Source organism: Azospira sp. I09, from assembly GCF_009177135.1.
GTDB lineage: Bacteria > Pseudomonadota > Gammaproteobacteria > Burkholderiales > Rhodocyclaceae > Azospira > Azospira oryzae.
Genome location: NZ_AP021844.1, coordinates 434229 through 454399, shown reverse-complemented (window position 1 = coordinate 454399; position 20171 = coordinate 434229). Strand labels below are relative to the sequence as shown.

The 20171-nt window shown below is 66.2% G+C and carries 18 protein-coding genes; 11 read left to right on the top strand and 7 right to left on the bottom strand.

From position 1 onward, the window contains the following. Positions 1-12: 12 nt before the first annotated feature. From AZSP09_RS02125 to AZSP09_RS02115, 3 genes are all read right to left on the bottom strand, one after another. Positions 13-774, bottom strand: a complete 762-nt coding sequence (locus AZSP09_RS02125) for a YdcF family protein (protein ID WP_152089027.1) — start codon at positions 772-774, stop codon at positions 13-15. Positions 775-1021: 247 nt separating this feature from the next. After that, on the bottom strand, positions 1022-2971 hold the full coding sequence (locus AZSP09_RS02120; protein WP_083833987.1) for a propionate--CoA ligase: 1950 nt from the start codon (positions 2969-2971) through the stop codon (positions 1022-1024). A 41-nt stretch (positions 2972-3012) separates the two neighbouring features. Beyond that, entirely contained in the window at positions 3013-4179 is a 1167-nt protein-coding gene (locus tag AZSP09_RS02115; protein ID WP_130458679.1) for a response regulator, read from the bottom strand. 243 nt (positions 4180-4422) lie between these two features. Between AZSP09_RS02115 and AZSP09_RS02110 the strand changes: the two genes are divergently transcribed. The 8 genes from AZSP09_RS02110 to AZSP09_RS02075 all read left to right on the top strand — a co-directional run bounded on the left by AZSP09_RS02110 (position 4423) and on the right by AZSP09_RS02075 (position 13464). After that, positions 4423-4944 carry a C40 family peptidase gene (locus AZSP09_RS02110; protein WP_152089026.1) on the top strand — a complete coding sequence of 174 codons (522 nt, stop codon included), beginning with the start codon at positions 4423-4425 and terminating at the stop codon, positions 4942-4944. A gap of 186 nt (positions 4945-5130) precedes the next feature. Next, the gene (locus tag AZSP09_RS02105; RefSeq protein WP_014237944.1) at positions 5131-6153 is read left to right on the top strand and encodes a Fe(3+) ABC transporter substrate-binding protein; all 1023 of its coding nucleotides are present in this window, start codon (positions 5131-5133) and stop codon (positions 6151-6153) included. Positions 6154-6261: 108 nt separating this feature from the next. Next, entirely contained in the window at positions 6262-6690 is a 429-nt protein-coding gene (locus AZSP09_RS02100) for a hypothetical protein (RefSeq protein WP_152089025.1), read from the top strand. A 102-nt stretch (positions 6691-6792) separates the two neighbouring features. Next, positions 6793-8169 (top strand): TolC family protein, encoded by a 1377-nt coding sequence (locus tag AZSP09_RS02095; protein WP_152089024.1) that lies wholly within the window; start codon positions 6793-6795, stop codon positions 8167-8169. Positions 8170-8173: 4 nt separating this feature from the next. Next, positions 8174-8716, top strand: coding sequence for a hypothetical protein (locus AZSP09_RS02090; protein WP_152089023.1), 543 nt, complete (start codon positions 8174-8176; stop codon positions 8714-8716). After that, positions 8713-9882, top strand: coding sequence for an efflux RND transporter periplasmic adaptor subunit (locus tag AZSP09_RS02085; RefSeq protein ID WP_130458684.1), 1170 nt, complete (start codon positions 8713-8715; stop codon positions 9880-9882). The genes AZSP09_RS02090 and AZSP09_RS02085 overlap by 4 nt, the downstream gene beginning before the upstream one ends. 10 nt (positions 9883-9892) lie before the next feature. Continuing rightward, a complete protein-coding gene (locus tag AZSP09_RS02080) occupies positions 9893-13006 on the top strand; it encodes an efflux RND transporter permease subunit (protein WP_152089022.1) in 3114 nt (1037 codons plus the stop codon). Between the two features lie 74 nt (positions 13007-13080). After that, a complete protein-coding gene (locus tag AZSP09_RS02075; RefSeq protein WP_152089021.1) occupies positions 13081-13464 on the top strand; it encodes a hypothetical protein in 384 nt (127 codons plus the stop codon). A 125-nt stretch (positions 13465-13589) separates the two neighbouring features. Here the strand turns inward: AZSP09_RS02075 and AZSP09_RS02070 are convergent, their stop codons facing one another. The 4 genes from AZSP09_RS02070 to AZSP09_RS02055 form a co-directional block, all read right to left on the bottom strand. After that, complete coding sequence (locus AZSP09_RS02070; protein ID WP_152089020.1) at positions 13590-13970, bottom strand: DUF350 domain-containing protein; 381 nt, start codon at positions 13968-13970, stop codon at positions 13590-13592. Between the two features lie 10 nt (positions 13971-13980). Further along, positions 13981-15099 carry a glutathionylspermidine synthase family protein gene (locus AZSP09_RS02065; protein WP_152089019.1) on the bottom strand — a complete coding sequence of 373 codons (1119 nt, stop codon included), beginning with the start codon at positions 15097-15099 and terminating at the stop codon, positions 13981-13983. 352 nt (positions 15100-15451) lie between these two features. Continuing rightward, on the bottom strand, positions 15452-16858 hold the full coding sequence (locus AZSP09_RS02060; protein WP_152089018.1) for a saccharopine dehydrogenase NADP-binding domain-containing protein: 1407 nt from the start codon (positions 16856-16858) through the stop codon (positions 15452-15454). 27 nt (positions 16859-16885) lie between these two features. Further along, entirely contained in the window at positions 16886-17275 is a 390-nt protein-coding gene (locus AZSP09_RS02055) for a hypothetical protein (protein ID WP_152089017.1), read from the bottom strand. Here AZSP09_RS02055 and AZSP09_RS02050 point away from each other — a divergent pair. From AZSP09_RS02050 to AZSP09_RS02040, 3 genes are read left to right on the top strand one after another with little or no spacing between them, the layout of a single operon-like run. Then, positions 17274-18401, top strand: a complete 1128-nt coding sequence (locus AZSP09_RS02050; RefSeq protein WP_152089016.1) for an NAD(P) transhydrogenase subunit alpha — start codon at positions 17274-17276, stop codon at positions 18399-18401. The genes AZSP09_RS02055 and AZSP09_RS02050 overlap by 2 nt on opposite strands. After that, positions 18401-18703, top strand: a complete 303-nt coding sequence (locus AZSP09_RS02045; RefSeq protein WP_014237952.1) for an NAD(P) transhydrogenase subunit alpha — start codon at positions 18401-18403, stop codon at positions 18701-18703. The genes AZSP09_RS02050 and AZSP09_RS02045 overlap by 1 nt, the downstream gene beginning before the upstream one ends. After that, positions 18704-20074 carry an NAD(P)(+) transhydrogenase (Re/Si-specific) subunit beta gene (locus tag AZSP09_RS02040; protein ID WP_152089015.1) on the top strand — a complete coding sequence of 457 codons (1371 nt, stop codon included), beginning with the start codon at positions 18704-18706 and terminating at the stop codon, positions 20072-20074. It abuts the gene before it with no gap. Positions 20075-20171 lie beyond the last annotated feature (97 nt).

Genomic DNA, 20171 nt, shown 5'->3' with positions numbered 1-20171 from the left:
AAAGCGGCCGGCTCAGCCCCGCAGCCAGTACCAGAAACGCCCCAGCCATTCGTGCAGGGCGGTGCGCGAGGCGCGCAGGCCGTCGGCCTGGGGCAGGTAGTCCAGGGCCGTGGGCACGCCGCGCTGGAACAGGGTCGGCATGGGCACCACTTCCAGGCCCGCCCGGCTGAAGGCCAGGGCCGCCCGGGGCAGGTGCCAGGCGTGGCTGACCAGCAGGACCCGGGACACGCCGGCCTCCTTGAGCAGGGCCGCCGTCTTCAGGGCATTCTCCCGGGTGTTGTCCGACTCGCCTTCGACCCAGCGCACCGGCACCTTGAATTCGTCCCGCAGCACCCGGGCCATGGCCTCGGCCTCGCTCACCTCGCCGCCGTCCGGCGTGCCGCCGGTGACCAGCAGCGGCAGGCCGGTCTGGCGCTGCAGCTGCCCGGCGTAGCGCAGGCGGACCAGGGTCTCGTTGCCCACCGTGTCGCTGCCGTATTCCGGCGCTTCCCGGTAGCGGCCGCCGCCGAGGACGACGATGGCGCCGGCCCCCTTGGCCTTTTCCAGCACCTGCTCCGGCACCACCGGCGGCGCCTCCAGGCGCTGCACCAGAGCACGGCCCACCACCGGCAGGGACAGCACCAGCAGCAGCAATCCCCCCGTCAGTCCCAGGCTCATGGCCAGCTGGGGGCGTCGCTGTCGGAAGAGGAAGGCCAGCAGCAGGAGCCCCAGACCGTTGCCCGGCGGCAACAGAAAGGTAGCCACCAGATTGGTGGCGAGCCAGGACGTGGACATCGCTTGTTTTCCTCCCCAGGAAGGGGCCGCCGGCACCGCGCCGGCCTGCCGCCTATGACGTTTGGCAGACAGTGTAGCCGTTTGCCGTCCCGAGGGGGAGCCCCTGCCGCAACCGGCCGGCAGGCCGCTGCGGAGCGCGGCCATCTGGGCCCTTCCTGCCTGATGCCGGCCTGATGCCGGCGGCGAATGTCCAAAAAAAAAGCCCGCTGCAGCGATGCAGCGGGCTTTTTGCCGGAGCCTGGCGGGATCAGGCGCTGAGGGCGGCCTTGATCTGCTCCAGGGCGGTGGGGTCCTCGATGGTGGTGAGGTCGCCCGGATCCCGGCCTTCGGCCAGGGCCTGGATGGAACGGCGCAGCAGCTTGCCGGAACGGGTCTTGGGCAGGCCGGAGATGAAGTACACGCGGCCGGGACGGGCGATGGCGCCCAGGGTCTCGTCCACCCGCTTCATCACTTCCTTCTCCAGGGCCGCCACCAGTTCGGGGGTGGCGATCTTGGAGGCGTCCTTGACCACGGCGAAGGCCACCGGCAGCTGGCCCTTGAGGGCGTCGTTCACACCGACCACGGCCACTTCGGCCACGGCGGGGTGACCCTGCACGGCTTCCTCGATTTCCCGGGTGCCGAGGCGGTGGCCGGCGACGTTGATGACGTCGTCGGTACGGCCCAGGATGAAGTGGTAACCCTCGTCATCCTTGATGGCCCAGTCGTAGGAGGAGTAAACCAGCGGTTCCTTGAACAGGCTGAAGTAGGTGTTCACGAAACGCTCGTCGTCGCCCCACACGGTGGTCAGGCAGCCGGGCGGCAGGGGCGGCACCACGCCCAGGATGCCCTTCTCGTTGGCGTCGCACTCGGAACCGTCTTCGCGGAAGATGCGCACGTCGTAGCCATAGACCGGGAAGGACGGGGTGCCGTACTTGATCTTGGTGTCTTCGACGCCGCGCACGGTGGACAGCATGGGCCAGCCGGTTTCGGTCTGCCAGTAGTTGTCGATCACCGGCAGCTTAAGCTCGCCCATGATCCATTCGTGGGTCGGCTGGTCCAGGGGCTCGCCGGCCAGGAACAGGTGCTTCAGGCTGGAGAGGTCGTACTTGTGCAGGAAGGCGGGGTCGTGCTTCTTCAGCACCCGGGCAGCGGTGGGGGCGGAGAACATCACATTGACCTTGTACTTCTCGACGATCTGCCACCAGATGCCGGCGTCCGGACGGATCGGGGTGCCTTCGTACATGATGGTGGCCATGCCGCCGATCAGGGGGCCGTAGATGATGTAGGAGTGACCCACCACCCAGCCGATGTCGGAGGTGGAGAAAAAGGTCTCGCCGGGCTTGCCGCAGTAGATGTGCTTGATGGAGGAAGCCAGGGCCACGGCGTAGCCGCCGGTGTCACGCTGCACGCCCTTGGGCTTGCCGGTGGTGCCGGAGGTGTACAGGATGTAGGAGGGGTCGGAAGACTCCACCCAGGTCACGGGCACCTGGGCGTCCATGAACTGGGCGCGCAGGGCGGCGTAATCCACGTCCCGGCCTTCGACCTTGTTGAAGGCCTTGTCCAGGCCCCGGTCCACCATCAGCACCTTGCCGGGCTTGTGCTCGGCCTGGTTGATGGCGTCGTCCAGCAGGTGCTTGTAGGGCACGGCCTTGCCGCCGCGCATGCCCGCGTCGGAGGAGACGATCAGCACCGGCTTGGCATCGTCGATGCGGGTAGCCAGGGAGCCGGAGGCGAAGCCGCCGAAGACCACGGAGTGGATGGCGCCGATACGGGCACAGGCCAGGATGGCGAAGCAGGCTTCGGCAATCATGGGCATGTAGATCAGGACGCGGTCGCCCTTCTTGACGCCCAGGCTCTGGTAGATGGCGGCCATGCGCTCGACTTCGCGCTGCAGCTCGGCGAAGGAGTAGACCTTCTCCACGTCGGTTTCGGTGGAGATGAAAATCAGGGCGTTGTCGTTGGGGCGGGTCTTGGCGTGGCGATCAACGGCGTTGTAGCACAGGTTGGTCTGGCCGCCGACGAACCACTTGGCAAACGGAGGACGGGAGTAATCGCAGACCTGGTCGAAAGGCTTGTGCCAGTCGATCAGTTGGGCCTGCTCGCTCCAGAAGGCATCCGGTTGTTCGATGGAACGACGATGAAACTCTTTGTAGCTGGTCATAAAACTCCCTCTAGCGTTTGCGTCCTGCACTACTTTGGTTTGCTGATTATTTTTTATGGGGTGGATTCGAGGCTGATCTCGTCCTGTTCTATTTTCACCTAGGGCGCATCCCCACCCGGATTGCGGTTGCCCTGGGGTTCCCCCGACGCCTGGAATTTGGACTCCGGTACGTCTGCGGAAGGCCCGTATTGTAATTCATAATTAAGAAAGCTAAGGAGGGGCATCAAGGCCTTGGCCAAAGCCGCCGCCTGGGGCCGCAATTCCTCGTCCTGCCCGGCGGCCAGCATGGCCAGGGCCTGGTCGACGCTGACCGCGGCGCCGCCGCGCACCGCCGCCGGCTCAACGGCAGGCGCCGGCGCCACGGCCCGGTTGCCGCCGGCGGCGGCCGCCGCCGCCCGCCGCGCCTCGGCCATGGCCAGCAGGCTGGTGGCGCTGGGCGCCCCGTCCAGGGGGAAGCTGGCGATGCCGATGCTGATGGTGAGGGGCAGGCGCTGGCCGTGCACGGCGATATTGGAAGTTTCCACCGCATGGCGCAGGCGGTTGGCGAAGGCCTCGCTGGCCGCCCCCGGGGTGCCGGGGGAGACGATGGCGAAGGTGGTGTCGGAATAGTGGCCCAGGCTGTCTTCCTTGCGGATGTTGCCGGCCAGGAGCTTGGCGAAGCGTTCCTGCAGCTTGTCCACCAGGGCGCCGCCGTACTGGGCGGTATAGCGTTCCAGGGAATCGAAGCCCAGCACCAGCACGCTGGCGGGGGCCTGCTGCCGCCCGGCCAGGGAGAGGGCCTGTTCGGCCTGGGCTTCCAGATAGGCCCGGGTGAACAGGCCGCTGTGGGGATGGCGCAGCTGCTGGTCCTGGTGGCTGTGCAGGGCCTGCTCGGCCTGGCCCAGGCGCACCAGGGAATCGACCCGGGCCAGCAGCTCGGCGGTGCCGATGCCCTTGGTGATGAAATCGTTGGCCCCCAGGGCCAGGGCCTTGTCCCGGGACTCCTCGTCCTCCTCGCCGGAGATCATGATCACCGGCAGCTGGCGCAGGCGGCTGACCTTGGAATCCCGGATGCGGGCCAGCAGGTCGAAGCCGTCCATCACCGGCATGGACAGGTCGGAAATGACGGCCTGGATGTCGTGGTCCAGCACCAGGGTCTGCCAGGCGGCCTCTCCGTCGCCCTCTTCCCGGATCTCGTAGTGCCCTTTCAGGTGCTTGATGATGGAAGCCCGCACCATGCGGGAATCGTCCACGATCAAGATTCTGGGATGGGGTGCTTCGGTCATGGTCTTTCCTGTTGGCTCTTGGGGTCCGGGGCAAGCAGGGGACGGCGCGGGCGCAGGGGCGGCACCGCCAGGCAAGGCCTGCGCAGCCCACCGGGGTCCCGGGATTATAACCACGGCGCTGCGCCCCGGCGGCGGGCCCGGTATAAAAGCGGCTTTACCCCCGGCCACCGAATGTGACAGAAGCTTTGTACGTATATGACCTTAGGTTTACAACTGGCTGATTTTCCAATAAAGTCCGGCCCCATGCTGAATAAAAAACAGCTCGCAGCTTCCCTCCTGGCCCTGTTCATCGGGGTTCTGGCCAACATCGGCACCGCCACGGCGGATGAATTCAGGATGGAGCCCCGCGGGGAGGAACCGACCTTTTTCAAACGCTACACCAGCGGCGTCCAGGACCTGATCATCAAGGGCCTGGAGTTCGTTGGCGTGCGTTACGTTCGCGGCGGCAACACGCCGGATTCCGGCCTGGACTGCAGCGGCTTCGTGCGTTACGTCTTCCAGGACTCCCTGGGCCTCAACCTGCCCCGCACCGCCAAGGAAATGAGCCAGGTGGGCGAGCAGGTCGCCAGCAACGACCTCAAGCCGGGCGACCTGGTGTTCTTCAACACCATGCGCCGCGCCTTCTCCCACGTCGGCATCTACCTCGGCAACAACCAGTTCGTCCATTCCCCCCGCCCCGGCGGCGAAGTGCGGGTCGAGGACATGCGCCAGAGCTACTGGGTGGCCCGCTACAACGGCGCCCGCCGCGTCACTGAACAGCAGTAACGCAGCACCACCACACCCCCGACAAAGCCGGCCGATGCCGGCTTTTTTGTTGCCCGCGTTTTGCCTGCTCCCCGGCCGCCGGCATCGCGACCACCGGCCACGGCACAAGAAACATTCTCATTTACACAAGACTCAAGCCTGACTAGAATCTGACACTTACCTGACCAACCCGTGCTGGAGTTCTCCATGACCCTGCGTCTCCCCCTTCTCGCCGGCGCCCTGGCCGCAGCCCTGTCCCTCAATCTGCAGGCCGCCGAGGAAAACGTGCTGAACCTCTATTCCGCCCGCCATTACCAGACCGACGAAAAGCTCTACGAGAATTTCAGCAAGCAGACCGGCATCAAGATCAACCGCATCGAAGGCAAGGAAGAGGAACTGCTGGAGCGCATCAAGAACGAAGGCGCCAACAGCCCCGCCGACGTGCTGCTGACGGTGGACGCCTCCCGCCTGGCCCTGGCCCACGAACTGGGCCTGTTCGCCCCGGTCAAGTCCAAGGTCCTGGAATCCCGCATCCCGGCCAATCTGCGCACCGACGACTGGTTCTCCTTCTCTACCCGGGCCCGGGTCATCGTCTATAACAAGAGCGCCGTGAAGGCCGAGGACGTGCAGAACTACGACGACCTGGCCAACCCCAAGCTCAAGGGCCAGGTTTGCACCCGCTCCGGCTCCCACCCCTACAACCTGTCCCTGATGGCCTCCATCATCGCCAACCAGGGCGAGGCCAAGGCCGAAGCCTGGGCCAAGGGCGTGGTGGCCAACTTCGCCCGCGCCCCCAAGGGCGGCGACACCGACCAGATCAAGGCCGTGGCCGCCGGCGAATGCGGCGTCACCGTCTCCAACACCTACTACGTGGCCCGCCTGCTGCGCTCCGACAAGGCCGAGGACAAGAAGGTCATGGAAAAGGTCGGCGTCGTCTGGCCCAACCAGAAGACCAGCGGCACCCACATCAACGTCTCCGGCGCCGGCATGCTGAAGAACGCACCGCACAAGGCCGCCGCCGTGAAGTTCCTCGAGTACCTGGCCTCCGACGAAGCCCAGCGCTACTTCGCCGACGGCAACAACGAATGGCCGGTGGTGGCCAGCGTCAAGGTCGGCAACCCGGCTCTGGAAAGTCTCGGCAAGTTCAAGGCCGACGCCCTGCCCGTGGGTTCCCTGGCCATGTACCGGGCCAAGGCCCAGATCCTCTTCGACCGGGCCAACTACCGCTGATCCGAAGCGGCGCCAGGCGGATGCCCCCGGGGGACATCCGCCGTTTTTGATCCCGTTTTTGATCCATCTCCATGGTCAAAACCGCTTCCGGCGCCTAGAATGCGACCCATGCGACTCACCGCCCTCCTCACCACTGCCATCGCCCGCGGCCTCCTGGCCGTGATGCTGGCCGGTTTCCTGACGCCGACCTTCGGCTGGGAAATGGTGAGTGCGGCCGCACCCCACGACCATGCCGCCGTGGCCGAGCACCACCACGGCGACCAGGGCGCCCACGACAGTCTGCAGCACACCCAGCACGACCAGGACTGCGCCCCCCAGCACCACACCGCCGGCGACGACGGCCAGGGCCAGCCGGGCCATCACCACTGCTGCGCCGGCCACGTTTTCGGCCACCTCATCGGCCTCACCGCCGACGCCACCCTACCGGCCGCTGCCGGCAAGGACGTGCGCCGCCCGCTATCTCTCGCCCATTCCCCTGGGCCTGGAACGTCCCCCCCGCCCCTTCTCCGCCTGAAGTCCGGCGGAAATTCCCGTTGAGCCAGCCCGTGCTGCCGACGCCCTGAAAGGCGCCGCGCCGCCTGTGCCCGTGACCTCACCGCGGAGTACCGCCGGTTTTTCCCTGTCTCACCGGAGAAAACCATGCGGAAGACCGCAACCGCCCCCCATCCGGGGCACCCCGTCCGCCTTCGCGTTCACCATCGCGCCCGCCTGCTGCCGACCCTGCTCGCCCTGAGCCTGGGCCTCGGCGTGGGATTCCTGTCCCCTGCCCGGGCCGCGGAGCCTGCCGCCGCCCCGGCCACGCCCCCCCTGTCCGCCTCGCCCCTGGCCCGGGCCTTTGCCGCCGCCTGGGAACGCCAGCCTCTGGCTGCCGCCCTGCCCCAACGGCAGGACGCCGCCCGGGCCCAGCAGGAAGCCGCCGACTCCCTTTTGGCCCAGCCGCCGAGCCTGGACCTGTCCACCCGCACCGACCGCTACAACCGGGACCGGGGCGCCCGGGAAGTGGAAACGGGCATTGCCCTGCCCCTCTGGCTGCCCGGCGAGAAGGACGGCACCCGGGCCCTGGCCGATGCCCGCAAGGAAGCCCTGGACGCCCGCACCCTGGCCGCCCGCCTGCAGCTGGCTGCCGAACTGCGCAGCGCCTGGTGGGCCTGGCAGCAGGCCGGCCAGGACCAGCAGGTGGCCCAGGCCCGGGCCGACAACGCCGCCCGTCTCGCTTCTGATGTGGAACGGCGGATGAAGGCCGGCGACCTTTCCCGGGCCGACCTCAACCAGGCCCAGGGTGCCCAGGCGGCGGCCCAGGCGGCCCTGGCCGAGAGCCGGGTGGCCGCCCTGGCCGCCGCCCGCCGCCTGCAAAGCCTCACCGGCCAGCCCCCCAAGCCGGCCGACGGCCCACCCCAGACCGAACCGGAACCGGCCGCCAACGCCCAGCCCGCGGCCCTCGCGGATGAGGATGGCGCCGACGTCGAAGGCGCCGCTACAGCTATCGGCCACCCCTTGCTGCAGGATCTGGCCCAGCGCAGCGCCGTTTCCCGGCGGGCCCTGGAACTGGCCTCCCGCCAGACCCGGGCCAATCCGGAAATCGCCATTTCCACCCGCCGCGACCGCAGCGCCGCCGGCGAGATGACGGACCAGACCTGGGCCCTGGCCCTGCGCCTGCCCTTCTCTTCGACCCCGCGCAACCAGGCCCGCATCGCCGAAGCCAACGCCGACCTGATCGAGGCCGAAACCCAGCTGCGCCTGGAACGGCAGCGCCTGGCCCAGGAAGGCGAAACCGCCCGGGCCCAGCTCGATGCGGCCCGCCTGCAACTGGCGGCGGCAGAAACCCGGGCCCGGCTGGCGGCGGAAAACCGGGGCTTCTACGACAAGGCCTTCCGCCTCGGCGAAGCCGACCTACCCACCCGCCTGCGCATCGAGCTGGAAGCCTTCGAGGCCGAGCGCCAGGCGGTGCGCTCCCGCATCCAGGCGGCCGCCGCCCTTTCCCAACTGCGCCAGGCCCTGGGCCTGCTGCCGGAGTAAAGCCATGTTGCGACTGATATCCCCCCTGCTTCTCTGCCTCGCCCTGGCCGCCCCGGCCCGGGCCGACGGCCCCGCCGCCCCTGCCGGCAGCCCCGCCCCCAGCCCCCGGGTGGAGGCCGTCTCCGACCAGTTCGAACTGGTGGGCCGGCTGCGTCCCGAAGGGCTGGTGCTGTGGCTGGACCGCAGCGCCGACAACGCCCCGGTGCTCAACGCCCGGCTGGAAGTGGAAAGCGGTGGCCAAAGCGCCGTCGCCGCCTTCCGCCCCGAGCACGGCGACTACCTGCTCGGCGACGCCGCCCTGCTAACCGCCCTGCAACAGGCCGGCGAGCACAGCCTGACCTTCACCCTGAGCCTGCCCGCCACCGAGGGACAGGCGGAAGAAAGCGACCTGCTGCTGGGGGACCTGGACGTGCATGAGGATCACGCCCTGGCTTCCGGCCCAATATTCACGGCCCTGCTGGCCGGCCTTGCCCTGGCAGCCGCCCTGCTGCTGGGCCTTGGCCTGGCCTGGCACCGCCGCCAGCAACGACAAGGAGGTGCCGTATGAGCGCCCGTAGAATCCCGTCCCGCCTGCTGCTGCGGGCATCCCTCGCCGCCTGCCTGGGCGCCGCCCTGGCCCTGCCGGCCATGCCCCTGCAGGCCCACGAAGGCCACGGCGACGAAGCCGCCGCCCCGGTCTCCGGCGATGCACCCCGGCGCCAGGCCGACGGCAGCGTCTTCCTGCCCAAGGCCAGCCAGCGCCAGATCGAAATCCGCACCCTGCCGGTCACTCCCGGCCCCCTGCCCCGCACCCTGGAGCTGAACGCCACGGTGATCATGGACCCCCACAAGGGCGGCCGCGTCCAGTCCATGCTGGCCGGGCGCCTGGAGCCGGGTCCGGCGGGCCTGCCCAGCGTCGGCCAGAAGGTGCAGAAAGGCCAGGTACTGGCCTACGTGGTGCCCAGCGCCGGCCAGATCGAGCGCTCCAACCAGAGCGCCCTGCTGGCCGAGCTGCAGGCCGCCCGCAGCCTGGCGGAAAAGCGCCTGGCCCGGCTGCAGGAGCTGGCCGACACGGTGCCGCGCAAGGACATCGAGGCGGCCGAGAGCGAGGTGAAGAGCCTCAAGGGCCGCATCGCGGCGGTGGGCGGCGGCCTCTCGAACCGGGACACCCTGGTGGCGCCGGTGACCGGAGTCATCGCCGCCGCCAACGGCATGGCGGGCCAGATCGTGGAGGCCCGGGACATCATCTTCGAGGTGGTGGACCCGGACAGCCTGCACATCGAGGCCATGGCCTACACGCCCCTGGCCGCCGAAGCCATCGAGGCGGCCAGCGTCGCCGTCAGCGAAGGCGGCGCCGGGGCCGGGCCGGCCGCGCCCCGGGTCATTCCCCTGGAGTTCCTAGGCGCCGGGCGGCGCCTCAAGGAGCAGGCCCTGCCGGTGATCTTCGACAACCACAGCGCCGGCGTCGGCCAGTGGCTGGCCCTGGGCCAGCCGGTGAAGGTCCAGGTGCGCCTCAAGGGCACCCTGGAGGCGGCCGCCGTGCCGGCCACGGCCCTGGTGAAGAATCCCAGCAACGAGACCATCCTCTGGGTCAAACGCAGCCCCGAGCTGTTCGAGCCCCGGGCCATCCGCTACCAGCCCCTGGACGGGGCCCGGGTGGCGGTGACCCAGGGCCTGGCCCCGGGCGACCGGGTGGTGGTGCAGGGCGCCCCCCTGCTCAACCAGGTGCGCTAGGAGAACCGGCATGTTCAAGTGGCTCCTGGAAAACAGCCTGGCCAACCGCCTCCTGGTGCTGGCCGCGGCCTTCGCCCTGATGGTCTTCGGCGGCCTGCAATTGTCGCGCACGCCGGTGGACGTCTTTCCCGACCTCAACCGCCCCACCGTCACCCTCATGAGCGAGGCCGGCGGCATGGCCCCGGAGGAGGTGGAGCAGCTGGTCACCTTCCCCCTGGAAACGGCCATGAACGGCCTGCCCGGGGTGGCGGGCATCCGCTCCGTCTCTTCCGCCGGCCTGTCCATCCTCTACCTCAGCTTCGACTGGGAGACGGACATCTACCGGGCCCGGCAGATGGTGGCCGAGCGCCTCACCACCCTGGAGGGAGCCCTGCCGCCGGCGGTGACGCCGCGCATGGCGCCGGTCTCCTCCATCATGGGCGAGATCCTGCTCATCGCCATTCCCATTGACCCGGCCAAGACCACGCCCATGGCGGTGCGGGAATACGCCGACTGGGTGCTGCGGCCCCGGCTGCTGTCCATCCCCGGGGTGGCCCAGGTGATCCCCATCGGCGGCGAGGTACGCCAGTTCCAGGTGCAGCCGGACACCCGTCTCATGGGCAGCCTGGACATTTCCCTGGAGCAGCTGAAGGCGGCCCTGCAGGGCTACGCCGCCAACACCTCCGGCGGTTTCCTGGAACTCAACGGCCGGGAATATCTGATCCGCCACCTGGGCCGCACCTCCCGTCTGGAGGACCTGCAGAACCTAGCCGTCACCGCCAGAAACGGCCAGCCCATCCTGCTGCGGCAGATCGCCAACGTCACCTTCGCCCCGGCCATCAAGCGCGGCGACGCGGGCTACGACGGCGGTCCGGCGGTGATCCTGTCGGTGCAGAAGCAGCCGGCGGCGGACACCGTGGCCCTGACACGCACCGTGGAAGCGGCCCTGGCCGACATGGAGAAGGCCTTGCCGCCGGGCCTGGCGGCGCCCCGGGTGACCTTCCGCCAGGCCAACTTCATCGAGGCCTCCATCAACAACCTGGAGGTGAAGCTGCTGGCCGCCTCGGTCTTCGTCGCCGCGGTGCTGTTCCTCTTCCTCGGCAACTTCCGCACCACCTTCATCTCCCTCACCGCCATCCCCGTCTCGGTGCTGACCACGGCCCTGGTCTTCAAGTACTTCGGCCTCTCCATCAACACCATGACCCTGGGCGGCATCGCCATCGCCATCGGCGAACTGGTGGACGACGCGGTGGTGGACGTGGAGAACATCCTGCGCCGCCTCAAGCTGGCCCGGGCCCGCCACGAAGCCCTGAGCCCGGCCCGCCTGCTGACCCTGGTGCGGGACGCCAGCGTCGAGGTGCGCTCGGCGGTGGTCATCGCCACGGTCATCATCGCCCTGGTGTTCGTGCCCCTGTTTGCCCTGCCGGGCATCGAGGGCCGCCTCTTCGCCCCCCTGGGCACCGCCTACATCGTCTCCATCCTCGCCTCCCTGGCGGTGGCGGTGACCCTGACCCCGGTGCTGGCCTGGTACCTACTGCCGAAGATGAAGCACCTGCACGACGGCGACACCCGCCTGGTGCGCTGGCTCAAGGAACGCTACCGGACCCTGCTAGAGCGGGTCCTGGCCAGGCCCCGGCCGGTGCTGGCGGGCACGGCGGCGGCGGTGCTGCTGGCCCTGGCGGCCATTCCCTTCTTTCCCACCACCTTCCTGCCGCCTTTCAACGAGGGCGCCCTGATCCTCTCCCTGCGCCTCAACCCCGGCGCCACCCTGGCCGAGTCGGTGCGCATGGCCAGCCAGGCGGAAAAGCTGGTGCGCCAGGTGCCCGAGGTGGAACACGTGGGCCGCCGCTCCGGCCGGGCCGAGCTGGACGAGCATGCCGAAGGGGTCCATGTGACCGAGCTGGACATCCGCCTGACGCCCTCCAAACGCAGCAAGGAGGAAGTCTTCGCCGACCTGCGCCAGCGCCTCTCGGTGCTGCCGGCCTCCCTCAACCTGGGCCAGCCCATCTCCCACCGCATCGACCACATGCTCTCCGGGGTGCGGGCCCAGATCGCCATCAAGATCTTCGGCGACGACCTCGACGTGCTGCGGGCCCAGGCCGGCCCCCTGCAGGAACGGCTCAAGGCCATCCCCGGCCTGGCCGACCTGGAGATCGAAAAGCAGGTGCTCTCGCCCCAGATCCAGGTGCGCATCGACGCGGGGGCGGCGGCCCAGTACGGGCTGTCCACGGCCCAGCTGCTGGCCAGCCTGCAGTCCCTGGTGGACGGGGAGCGCATCACCCAGGTGGTGGAAGGCAACCGCCGCTTCGCCCTGGTGCTGCGCCTGCCCGAAAGCGCCCGGGGCACCACCGGGCTGGAGCAGCTGCTGATCGAGACCCCGGCGGGCCGGGTGCCCCTGGCCAAGGTGGCCCAGATCGAGGAGTCGGACGGCCCCAACCAGATTTCTAGGGACGACGGCCGGCGCCGCCTGGTGATTTCCGCCAACGCCCAGGGCCGGGCCCTCTCCGACGTGGTGGCGGACATCCGCGCCGTGGTGGCGGCCCATCCCCTGCCCCAGGGTTATTTCGTCACCCTGGGCGGCCAGTTCCAGGCCCAGGAGGAGGCGGCCCGGCGCATCGGCCTGCTCTCCCTGGTCTCGGCCCTGATGATCTTCCTGGTGCTCTACAGCCGCTACCGCTCCGGCCTGCTGGCCGGGCTGATCATGGCCAACGTGCCCCTGGCCCTGGTGGGCAGCGTCATCGGCCTGTGGCTCTCGGGCCAGCCCCTCTCCATCGCTGCCCTCATCGGCTTCATCACCCTGGCCGGCATCGCCACCCGCAACGGCATCCTCAAGGTCAGCCACTTTCTCAACCTGATGCGCTTCGAGGGCGAGGGCTTCACCAAGGAGATGATCATCCGCGGCTCCCTGGAACGCCTGACGCCGGTGCTGATGACCGCCCTGGTGGCAGCCTTCGCCCTGGCGCCCCTGCTCTTCGAAGCCGGCGAGCCGGGCACGGAAATCCTGCACCCGGTGGCGGTGGTGATCTTCTCCGGCCTCATCAGCTCCACCCTGCTCGACACCTTCCTCACCCCCCTGCTGTTCTGGCGCCATGCCCGGCCGGCGGCGGAACGGCTGCTGGCGGAAGCCGGCGGCGAAGCCCTGTGAGCCGGCCCATGCTGCGCCCATTTTCCAACCTCCATCCCATACCCATCATTTCCCATTTGCCAAGGAGCACTGTCATGAAAAAACTGCACACCCTCGCTTCCTCCCTGCTGCTGGCCGCCGCCCTGGCCGCCCCCGCCGCCGTGATGGCCCATGCCGAACACGGCCAGCCCCAATACGGCGGCATCTTCGCCGAAGCGGGCGAAGCCCAGCTGGAACTGGTGAACCAGGCCGGCAAGGTGGCCCTCTACGTCACCCAGCACGGCGCCCCGGTGCCGGTACAGGGCGGCAAGGCCCGCCTGACGGTGCTGGAAGGCGGCGCCAAGCGCGAACTGCAACTGGCCCCGGCGGCAGAAAACCGCCTGGAAGCCGCCGCCAGCCTCACGCCCGGCGCCAAGGTGGTGGCCGCGGTGGAACTGCCCGGCCGCAAGCCCCTGCAGGCCCGCTTTGAAGTGAAGTAAGGGAGCAAAGCAAAAAGCCCCGCCGGAGCGATCCGGCGGGGCTTTTGTTCTGCCGACGGCGACGCCGCCGATCCGGACCCTGATTAGTTACCCAGGCCTGGATGAGGGGAAAGCCCGGTCTGAATTCAGTGGCTGATGCTCACAGCGTTCAGCAAGCCGACCGCAACCGAAAAGGTGGCCACCATCAGCGCCGAGGACAAGTCCCCATTTTCAATACGTTTCGCGTACCGGCGCAGCACCCAAAATACCGCCAGTTGCACAAGACAGGTAATACCTGCCCAGACGACCATCTCGACCAAGGATTGGGTATAAAAGATCGATGACATCAGCGGGAAGGTAAAGCCCAGGACTGCACCCGCCAGGGTAACTGCAACCGCCTTGTTGTTATGGGCGATGAGCTCGAATTCACGATAAGGGGTAACCCGAATGTAGATCAGGACAAAGGCAAACAGCAGCGCAACCGCGGTTCCCAAATAGCTCAGAAATGCCAGAATTCCATCAATCATAGATATCTCCTTACTGGAAAAAGTAGTGCGGTATGAAATTGCTCATATTGGTCGTGATCGGTGAACAATCTTCACGCACGCACATGCCCGCAGCCTCTCCGCCGACAACCCAGGAACCGATCACCGGATACTTCCCGCCGAACTGGGGTAAAGGATTCAACTGCTGATAGATGCATCCCTCACCACCATAGGGACCTGCATCGCTGGCGATTGCAACTCCGTCGAGAACCAACTCGACATTGGCTCCCTCGCGGGAATACAAGGGTTTCCGGGCATAACTCTGCAAACGTCCGGGCTCAAAATAGGCCTCCAGCAAATTGGGGTGGCCGGGATAGATTTCCCACAGGATGGGAAGCAGCCCCTTGCAGGAAAGAACGGACTTCCAGAGGGGCTCAATGAACTGTGTGTCTCCCTGCAGAATCTCTTTGCCAAACGCTTCCCGCATCATCCATTCCCACGGGTAGAGTTTGAACAATTGCGTTATCGGGCAGCCGTCCTGATCGACAAAAACCCTCTTGCCGGAATGCCAACCGATCTGCTCAATATCGATACGGGCCGCTGTACGACCGGACTGCGTCAAGGTATCCATCAGGTAGGTGAGGCAAACCCAGTCCTCCTCATTCCCGGCAAGGGAGGCAAAGTGCACAGTCCCCCTCTGAGGCAAGGCTTTCCAGCGCCTTACCAGCCGCTCGTGAAGGGAATTGAACTGGTCGAAATCCGGGAAACAGTCTTCCAGCCAATACCACTGACATACCGCCGATTCAAGCAGTGATGTCGGCGTATCGGCATTGTATTCAAGCATTTTCGGCGGCGATTTGCCGTCGTAGGCGAAATCAAAACGACCATACAACGAAAAATCATCGCTTGCGAAGGATTGGGCAATGGCAGGCCAAAACAGCTCAGGAATCCCGAGCATTCCGAGCCGCTCAGAATTAATGACTATCTTCAGGGCTTGCAGGCACATCTGATGCAACTCTTCCGTCGCGGCTTCGATTTCTTCGATCTGCCGCAGGGAGAAGCGATAGCAAACGTCCTCTTTCCAATAGTTGTCCCAGCTATGGAATGAAAGGCCCTGGCTTTCCAGTCGCGACTTATAGTCCTCGCGCGGACGGCTAGCTAAACGTTCCATCAACCACCCGCCGAGAAACCCCGGGAAAAGCCGCCAAAGCCCCCCCGCGCAATTGTCCCGGCCTGCAAGTTGGAGCCGAACGAACTCCCGGCCGAACCGATTCTTGCGTTGGTAGCAGGGGATATTGAACCGTCGCCATGAACAATCATGGGACGCCCGGAATCCCTATCCCAATAATATCGTGGGCCATAGTAACCACCGCCCGAGGACGTACAGCGATACTCCTCCCCCCAATCCTTGACGCAGTTTTCCTTGGCGGCATATCGCTGCTGCGTCAGGTCCTGGCCATCCCCGCACCCAGCAACGCTGAGCAATGATCCGAGAACAACCAACGGGACACGCTTTGATCGCTTCATGCAACCTTCTCCCTATGCATCGATAATGGGGTACAAGACAGCCGAAAATCAGAAAACTGCAAACCACCGGAAACGCTCGGCTGCCATTCGGTGAAAATCCCGGAAACATGGCCCAGATAAGGCCGGGCCACCTCCAGCACTTCCCTAAAATCCATTGACTCGGCTTCAACCACCCCGGCTTGTGGATGTCGGATCATCCACTCCACCCCCCCCAGGATTCCGGCTACAACCTGCAGGGTGGTTGCATTGTTATGGAGGGCCAAGGATCGGGCCTGGGGCAGTTCAAGCGTGGAACCATACCAATAAGCTCCTCCAGGAAAGATCAACAGCACTCCCAATTGATCGAAGCCAGAGGTCAGTTCATCTTTCAAAACCCGTTTGACCCGGGGAGCCCCAAATCCAGATTCCACCCAGTGATCCAGGGAATGGCAGGTCATTTCCGTAGGGTGGTAGGCGTAATAGACCGTCGGCCGGTACCTGGGGCGAGAGGCTGTCTCCCCAGGCAGCGTCAGCAAACTGGCAATGGAGATCGCCTCATGGTGAGTGATCAGATAGCCCCACTGGGGACCTACCGACGGCACCCAGGAGCGCACGCGAATGCTGGCGCTGTTCTCTTTCAGGTAAATAGCGGCACCATCGCCGTATGCATGGCGAACTCCGGAACTGGGGAAAACCCGCTCATGGCTCCCCCACCCCAGTTCGCCATACTGCCAAGCTTCGGCCATGAGGCCGTCCACGGACCATGTATTGAAAAAATCCTGGGGCCGGACAGGTATCCGGCAACACTGGGTGTCCCGCTCCGCAATCTGGACGACCCGCACCTCCAGGAGAGAGGCAAGCTCTGCCCAGGAGGCCCATTGGGAAACTCCCTTGATTGCCGCCAGTTCCAACAAGGCGGCTTTGGTGAAATGAGTCACCAGTCCAGGATTGGCGCCATGAGCAATCACGGCAGTTGTCGCCCCCGGTTCATGGAGACTCAAAACTTGATGGCGTAAAAAATAGTTTGTCTGTGCCGAAGAAACCCCCATTGCGCCATAACCGCCGGCCCAGGGTTCAACACAGGTATCCAGATAAAACACCCGATGAGCACGGCACCAGACCACTAAATCATGGGAAGCCACTTCAACGGAGACATTGATCAGGACATCTCCCGATCCCAGCACCATGCCCAGGGAAGCGGCCAGATTGTCCTGAGTAAGGCTCAGACGGATAAATTCGACCTCTTCAGGCCGGTCTCCCAGGGAATCCGGTATATCCGGTGCCACCACCACGAGCCTGGGCCGCGAGGCCGCGAAGTAGCGAAACAGAAGGGGAACCAGGGCCTGCCCAATGGCACCGTATCCCAGGACGACAACGGTGCGGGGATTGGTTCTGAAAGACGCGTCGTCGGGTTTCATATCCATGAAAAATCAGGCCTCTTGCGGCCATTTTCAAATGCTTCGGTCAAAACTATCAAAAAGCAGGCTACCGCCAGGAGATGCGGGTCGGCATGCGGAAAAACAGGCAGAACCACAGAATGCGCCGCGGCCATCGCATTGTACCCATACAGCATTTATCACCATAGAGCCGCAGGTGTATTTTCGTAATCGGTCATGATCACAAGGGCACTGCGCGATCACATGAATTTTTGGCACACCTATCTGACCAAGATTCTTGTGGTCGCAACTTTTCTCCAGATATCGAATCGAGCCTGCATCGTTCAAGCCATTTCCCATACTCCGGCGTAGGGTATCCCCTAATACAGCACCCGCTACCCGAACACCATAATCCCGGGCAAATAAAACAGTTTCATCACTTTGTCTTTGGGAGAACATCACCATGCCGCTGAACATCGCGGTGGTTCGGGAACGAGCGTCCGGCGAACGCCGGGTGGCGCTGGTGCCTGAAACCGCCAGGAAATTCATGGCCCTCGGGGCCGCCATCCGCATGGAGCAGAGTGCGGGCAGCGAAAGCCACTTTCTCGACAGCGACTATCCGGAAGTCCAGGCCGTGCCCGGCATCGCCGAGGCCTACGGCGGCGCCGACCTGGTGCTGCGGGTAACGCCCCCCAGCGCCGAGGAAATCGCCGCTATGCCGGAAGGATCGACCCTCATCGGCCTGCTCAAGCCCTTCGAGGACCCGGCCCGCCTGGCGGCCCTCAACGCACGCCGCATCACCGCCTTCGCCCTGGAGCTGCTGCCCCGCATTTCCCGGGCCCAGAGCATGGACGCCCTGTCCTCCCAGGCCTCCTGTGCCGGTTACCAGTGCGGTCTCATCGCCGCCGCCCGCTGCACCAAGTTCTTCCCCATGCTGACCACCGCCGCCGGCACCATCCGCCCGGCCCGGGTGCTGGTCATCGGTGCCGGCGTCGCCGGCCTCCAGGCCATCGCCACCTGCAAGCGCCTTGGCGCCATGGTGGAAGCCTACGACGTGCGCGCCGCCGCCAAGGAGCAGATCGAATCCCTGGGCGCCAAGTTCGTGGACACCGGCGTCTCCGCCGACGGCGCCGGCGGCTACGCCCGGGAGCTGTCGGCCGAAGAGAAGGCACGCCAGGCCGAGCGTCTGGCCAAGGCTGTGGCCCAGGCCGACGTGGTCATCACCACCGCCGCCATCCCCGGCAAGAAGGCGCCGGTGATCGTCACCACCGACATGATCAAGGGCATGAAGTACGGCGCCGTGATCGTGGACATGGCCGCCGAATCCGGCGGCAACTGCGCCCTGACCCAGCCGGGGGAACACGTGGTGGCCAACGACGTGAACATCCACGGCCCCCTCAACCTGGCTTCCCGCATGCCGACCCACGCTTCGGAGCTGTACGCCAAGAACCTCTACAACTTCCTCTCGCCCTGGATCAAGGAAGGCCGCCTGGCCTTTGACTGGGAAGACAAGGTGGTGGCCGGCACCCTGCTGTGCCGCGACGGAAAGACGACGCACAACGGCGTCAGACAAGCCATGGGAGAGGCGTAATGGACGGCTTTATCGCGATCTACATCTTCATGCTCGCCGCCTTCACCGGCTACGAGATCATTGCCCGGGTGCCGGTGATCCTGCACACCCCCCTCATGTCGGGCTCCAACTTCATCCACGGCGTCGTCGTGGTGGGCGCCATGCTGGCCCTGGGCCGGGCCGAAACGCCCCTGGAGCAGGCCATCGGCTTCTTCGCCGTGGCCCTGGGGGCGGCCAACGCCGCCGGCGGCTACGTCGTCACCGAGCGCATGCTGGCCATGTTCCAGCCCGGCAAGCGGGCCGGCGGCAAGGAGGGTGCGTAAATGAACCTGCCCCTCTACGTCCAGCTGCCCTGGTTCCTCGGCGCCCTGCTCTTCATCGTCGGCCTCAAGGGCATGAGTTCCCCGGCCAGCGCCCGCCAGGGCATCCTGCGGGCCGGCGTCGGCATGGTGGTGGCGGTGGCCGCCACCTTCCTCGTGCCGGACCTGCACAACCTGGGCCTGATGGCCCTGGCCCTGGCCCTCGGTACCGTCGGCGCCTGGCTGTCGGCGAAGAAGGTGAAGATGACCGACATGCCCCAGATGGTGGCCATCTACAACGGCATGGGCGGCGGCGCCGCGGCCGCCATCGCCGCCGTGGAACTGGCCCGGGGCGAGGCCCACGGCCTGGTGACCGTGACCCTGGCGGTGATCGGCGCCCTCATCGGCGCCGTCTCCTTCACCGGCTCCTGCGTCGCCTTCGCCAAGCTCCAGGGCCTGCTGAAAAAAGCCTACCGGCTGCCCGCCCAGAACGTCGTCAACGTGCTGCTGGCCTTGCTGGTGGTGGGTCTGGGCGCCGCCCTGGTGCTGGCCGAAAATGCAGGCCCCGGGCTGATCCTGGCCTTCTTCGCCCTGGCCCTGCTGCTGGGCCTGGTGGTGACCCTGCCCATCGGCGGCGCCGACATGCCGGTGGTGATCTCCCTCTTCAACGCCTTCACCGGCCTGGCCGTGGGGTTCGAGGGTTACGTCCTGGGCAGCCCGGCCCTCATCATCGCCGGCATCGTCGTCGGCGCCGCCGGCACCCTGCTCACCCAGCTCATGGCCAAGGCCATGAACCGGCCCATCAGCAACATCCTGTTCACGCCCATCAGTGGCGCCGCCCAGGGTGGCGAGGCCATCGCCGGCAGCATGAAGGAACTGGGCGCCATCGACGCCGCCGCCATGATGCGCTACGCCCAGAAGGTCATCATCGTGCCCGGCTACGGCATGGCCGTGGCCCACGCCCAGCACAAGGTGTGGGAAATGACCGAGTTGCTGGAAGAAGCCGGGGTGGAAGTGAAGTTCGCCATCCACCCGGTGGCGGGCCGCATGCCGGGCCACATGAACGTGCTGCTGGCAGAGGCCGGGGTGCCCTACGACAAGATCTTCGACCTGGAGGAAATCAACGCCGAATTCGGCCAGGCCGACGTGGCCCTGATCATCGGCGCCAACGACGTGGTCAATCCCACGGCCCGCACCGACAAATCGAGCCCCATCTACGGCATGCCCATCCTCAACGCCGACCAGGCCCAGAACGTCATCGTCATCAAGCGCGGCAAGGGCACCGGCTACTCCGGAGTGGAAAACGCCCTCTTCTACACCGACAACTGCCGCATGCTCTACGGCGACGCCCAGCCCATGGCCGGGGAGATCATCCAGCATTTGAAGAGCATGTGAGTTGGGGGACGCAGCAAAAGAAAACGCCGGCCTTGGGGCCGGCGTTTTTGTTGGGAGATGGAAATTTTGGTGGTGCGATATCGACCCAATGCGGACA

What these genes read in the sequence shown, in the direction of transcription:
- AZSP09_RS02070 (WP_152089020.1), bottom strand. Translation starts at nt 13,970, where the DNA reads ATGATTGATGGAATTCTGGCATTTCTGAGCTATTTGGGAACCGCGGTT.
- AZSP09_RS02065 (WP_152089019.1), bottom strand. Translation starts at nt 15,099, where the DNA reads ATGGAACGTTTAGCTAGCCGTCCGCGCGAGGACTATAAGTCGCGACTG.
- AZSP09_RS02060 (WP_152089018.1), bottom strand. Translation starts at nt 16,858, where the DNA reads ATGGATATGAAACCCGACGACGCGTCTTTCAGAACCAATCCCCGCACC.
- AZSP09_RS02100 (WP_152089025.1), top strand. Translation starts at nt 6,262, where the DNA reads ATGCGACTCACCGCCCTCCTCACCACTGCCATCGCCCGCGGCCTCCTG.
- AZSP09_RS02075 (WP_152089021.1), top strand. Translation starts at nt 13,081, where the DNA reads ATGAAAAAACTGCACACCCTCGCTTCCTCCCTGCTGCTGGCCGCCGCC.
- AZSP09_RS02125 (WP_152089027.1), bottom strand. Translation starts at nt 774, where the DNA reads ATGTCCACGTCCTGGCTCGCCACCAATCTGGTGGCTACCTTTCTGTTG.
- AZSP09_RS02040 (WP_152089015.1), top strand. Translation starts at nt 18,704, where the DNA reads ATGAACCTGCCCCTCTACGTCCAGCTGCCCTGGTTCCTCGGCGCCCTG.
- AZSP09_RS02045 (WP_014237952.1), top strand. Translation starts at nt 18,401, where the DNA reads ATGGACGGCTTTATCGCGATCTACATCTTCATGCTCGCCGCCTTCACC.
- AZSP09_RS02110 (WP_152089026.1), top strand. Translation starts at nt 4,423, where the DNA reads ATGCTGAATAAAAAACAGCTCGCAGCTTCCCTCCTGGCCCTGTTCATC.
- AZSP09_RS02080 (WP_152089022.1), top strand. Translation starts at nt 9,893, where the DNA reads ATGTTCAAGTGGCTCCTGGAAAACAGCCTGGCCAACCGCCTCCTGGTG.
- AZSP09_RS02105 (WP_014237944.1), top strand. Translation starts at nt 5,131, where the DNA reads ATGACCCTGCGTCTCCCCCTTCTCGCCGGCGCCCTGGCCGCAGCCCTG.
- AZSP09_RS02085 (WP_130458684.1), top strand. Translation starts at nt 8,713, where the DNA reads ATGAGCGCCCGTAGAATCCCGTCCCGCCTGCTGCTGCGGGCATCCCTC.
- AZSP09_RS02090 (WP_152089023.1), top strand. Translation starts at nt 8,174, where the DNA reads ATGTTGCGACTGATATCCCCCCTGCTTCTCTGCCTCGCCCTGGCCGCC.
- AZSP09_RS02095 (WP_152089024.1), top strand. Translation starts at nt 6,793, where the DNA reads ATGCGGAAGACCGCAACCGCCCCCCATCCGGGGCACCCCGTCCGCCTT.
- AZSP09_RS02115 (WP_130458679.1), bottom strand. Translation starts at nt 4,179, where the DNA reads ATGACCGAAGCACCCCATCCCAGAATCTTGATCGTGGACGATTCCCGC.
- AZSP09_RS02055 (WP_152089017.1), bottom strand. Translation starts at nt 17,275, where the DNA reads ATGGTGATGTTCTCCCAAAGACAAAGTGATGAAACTGTTTTATTTGCC.
- AZSP09_RS02050 (WP_152089016.1), top strand. Translation starts at nt 17,274, where the DNA reads ATGCCGCTGAACATCGCGGTGGTTCGGGAACGAGCGTCCGGCGAACGC.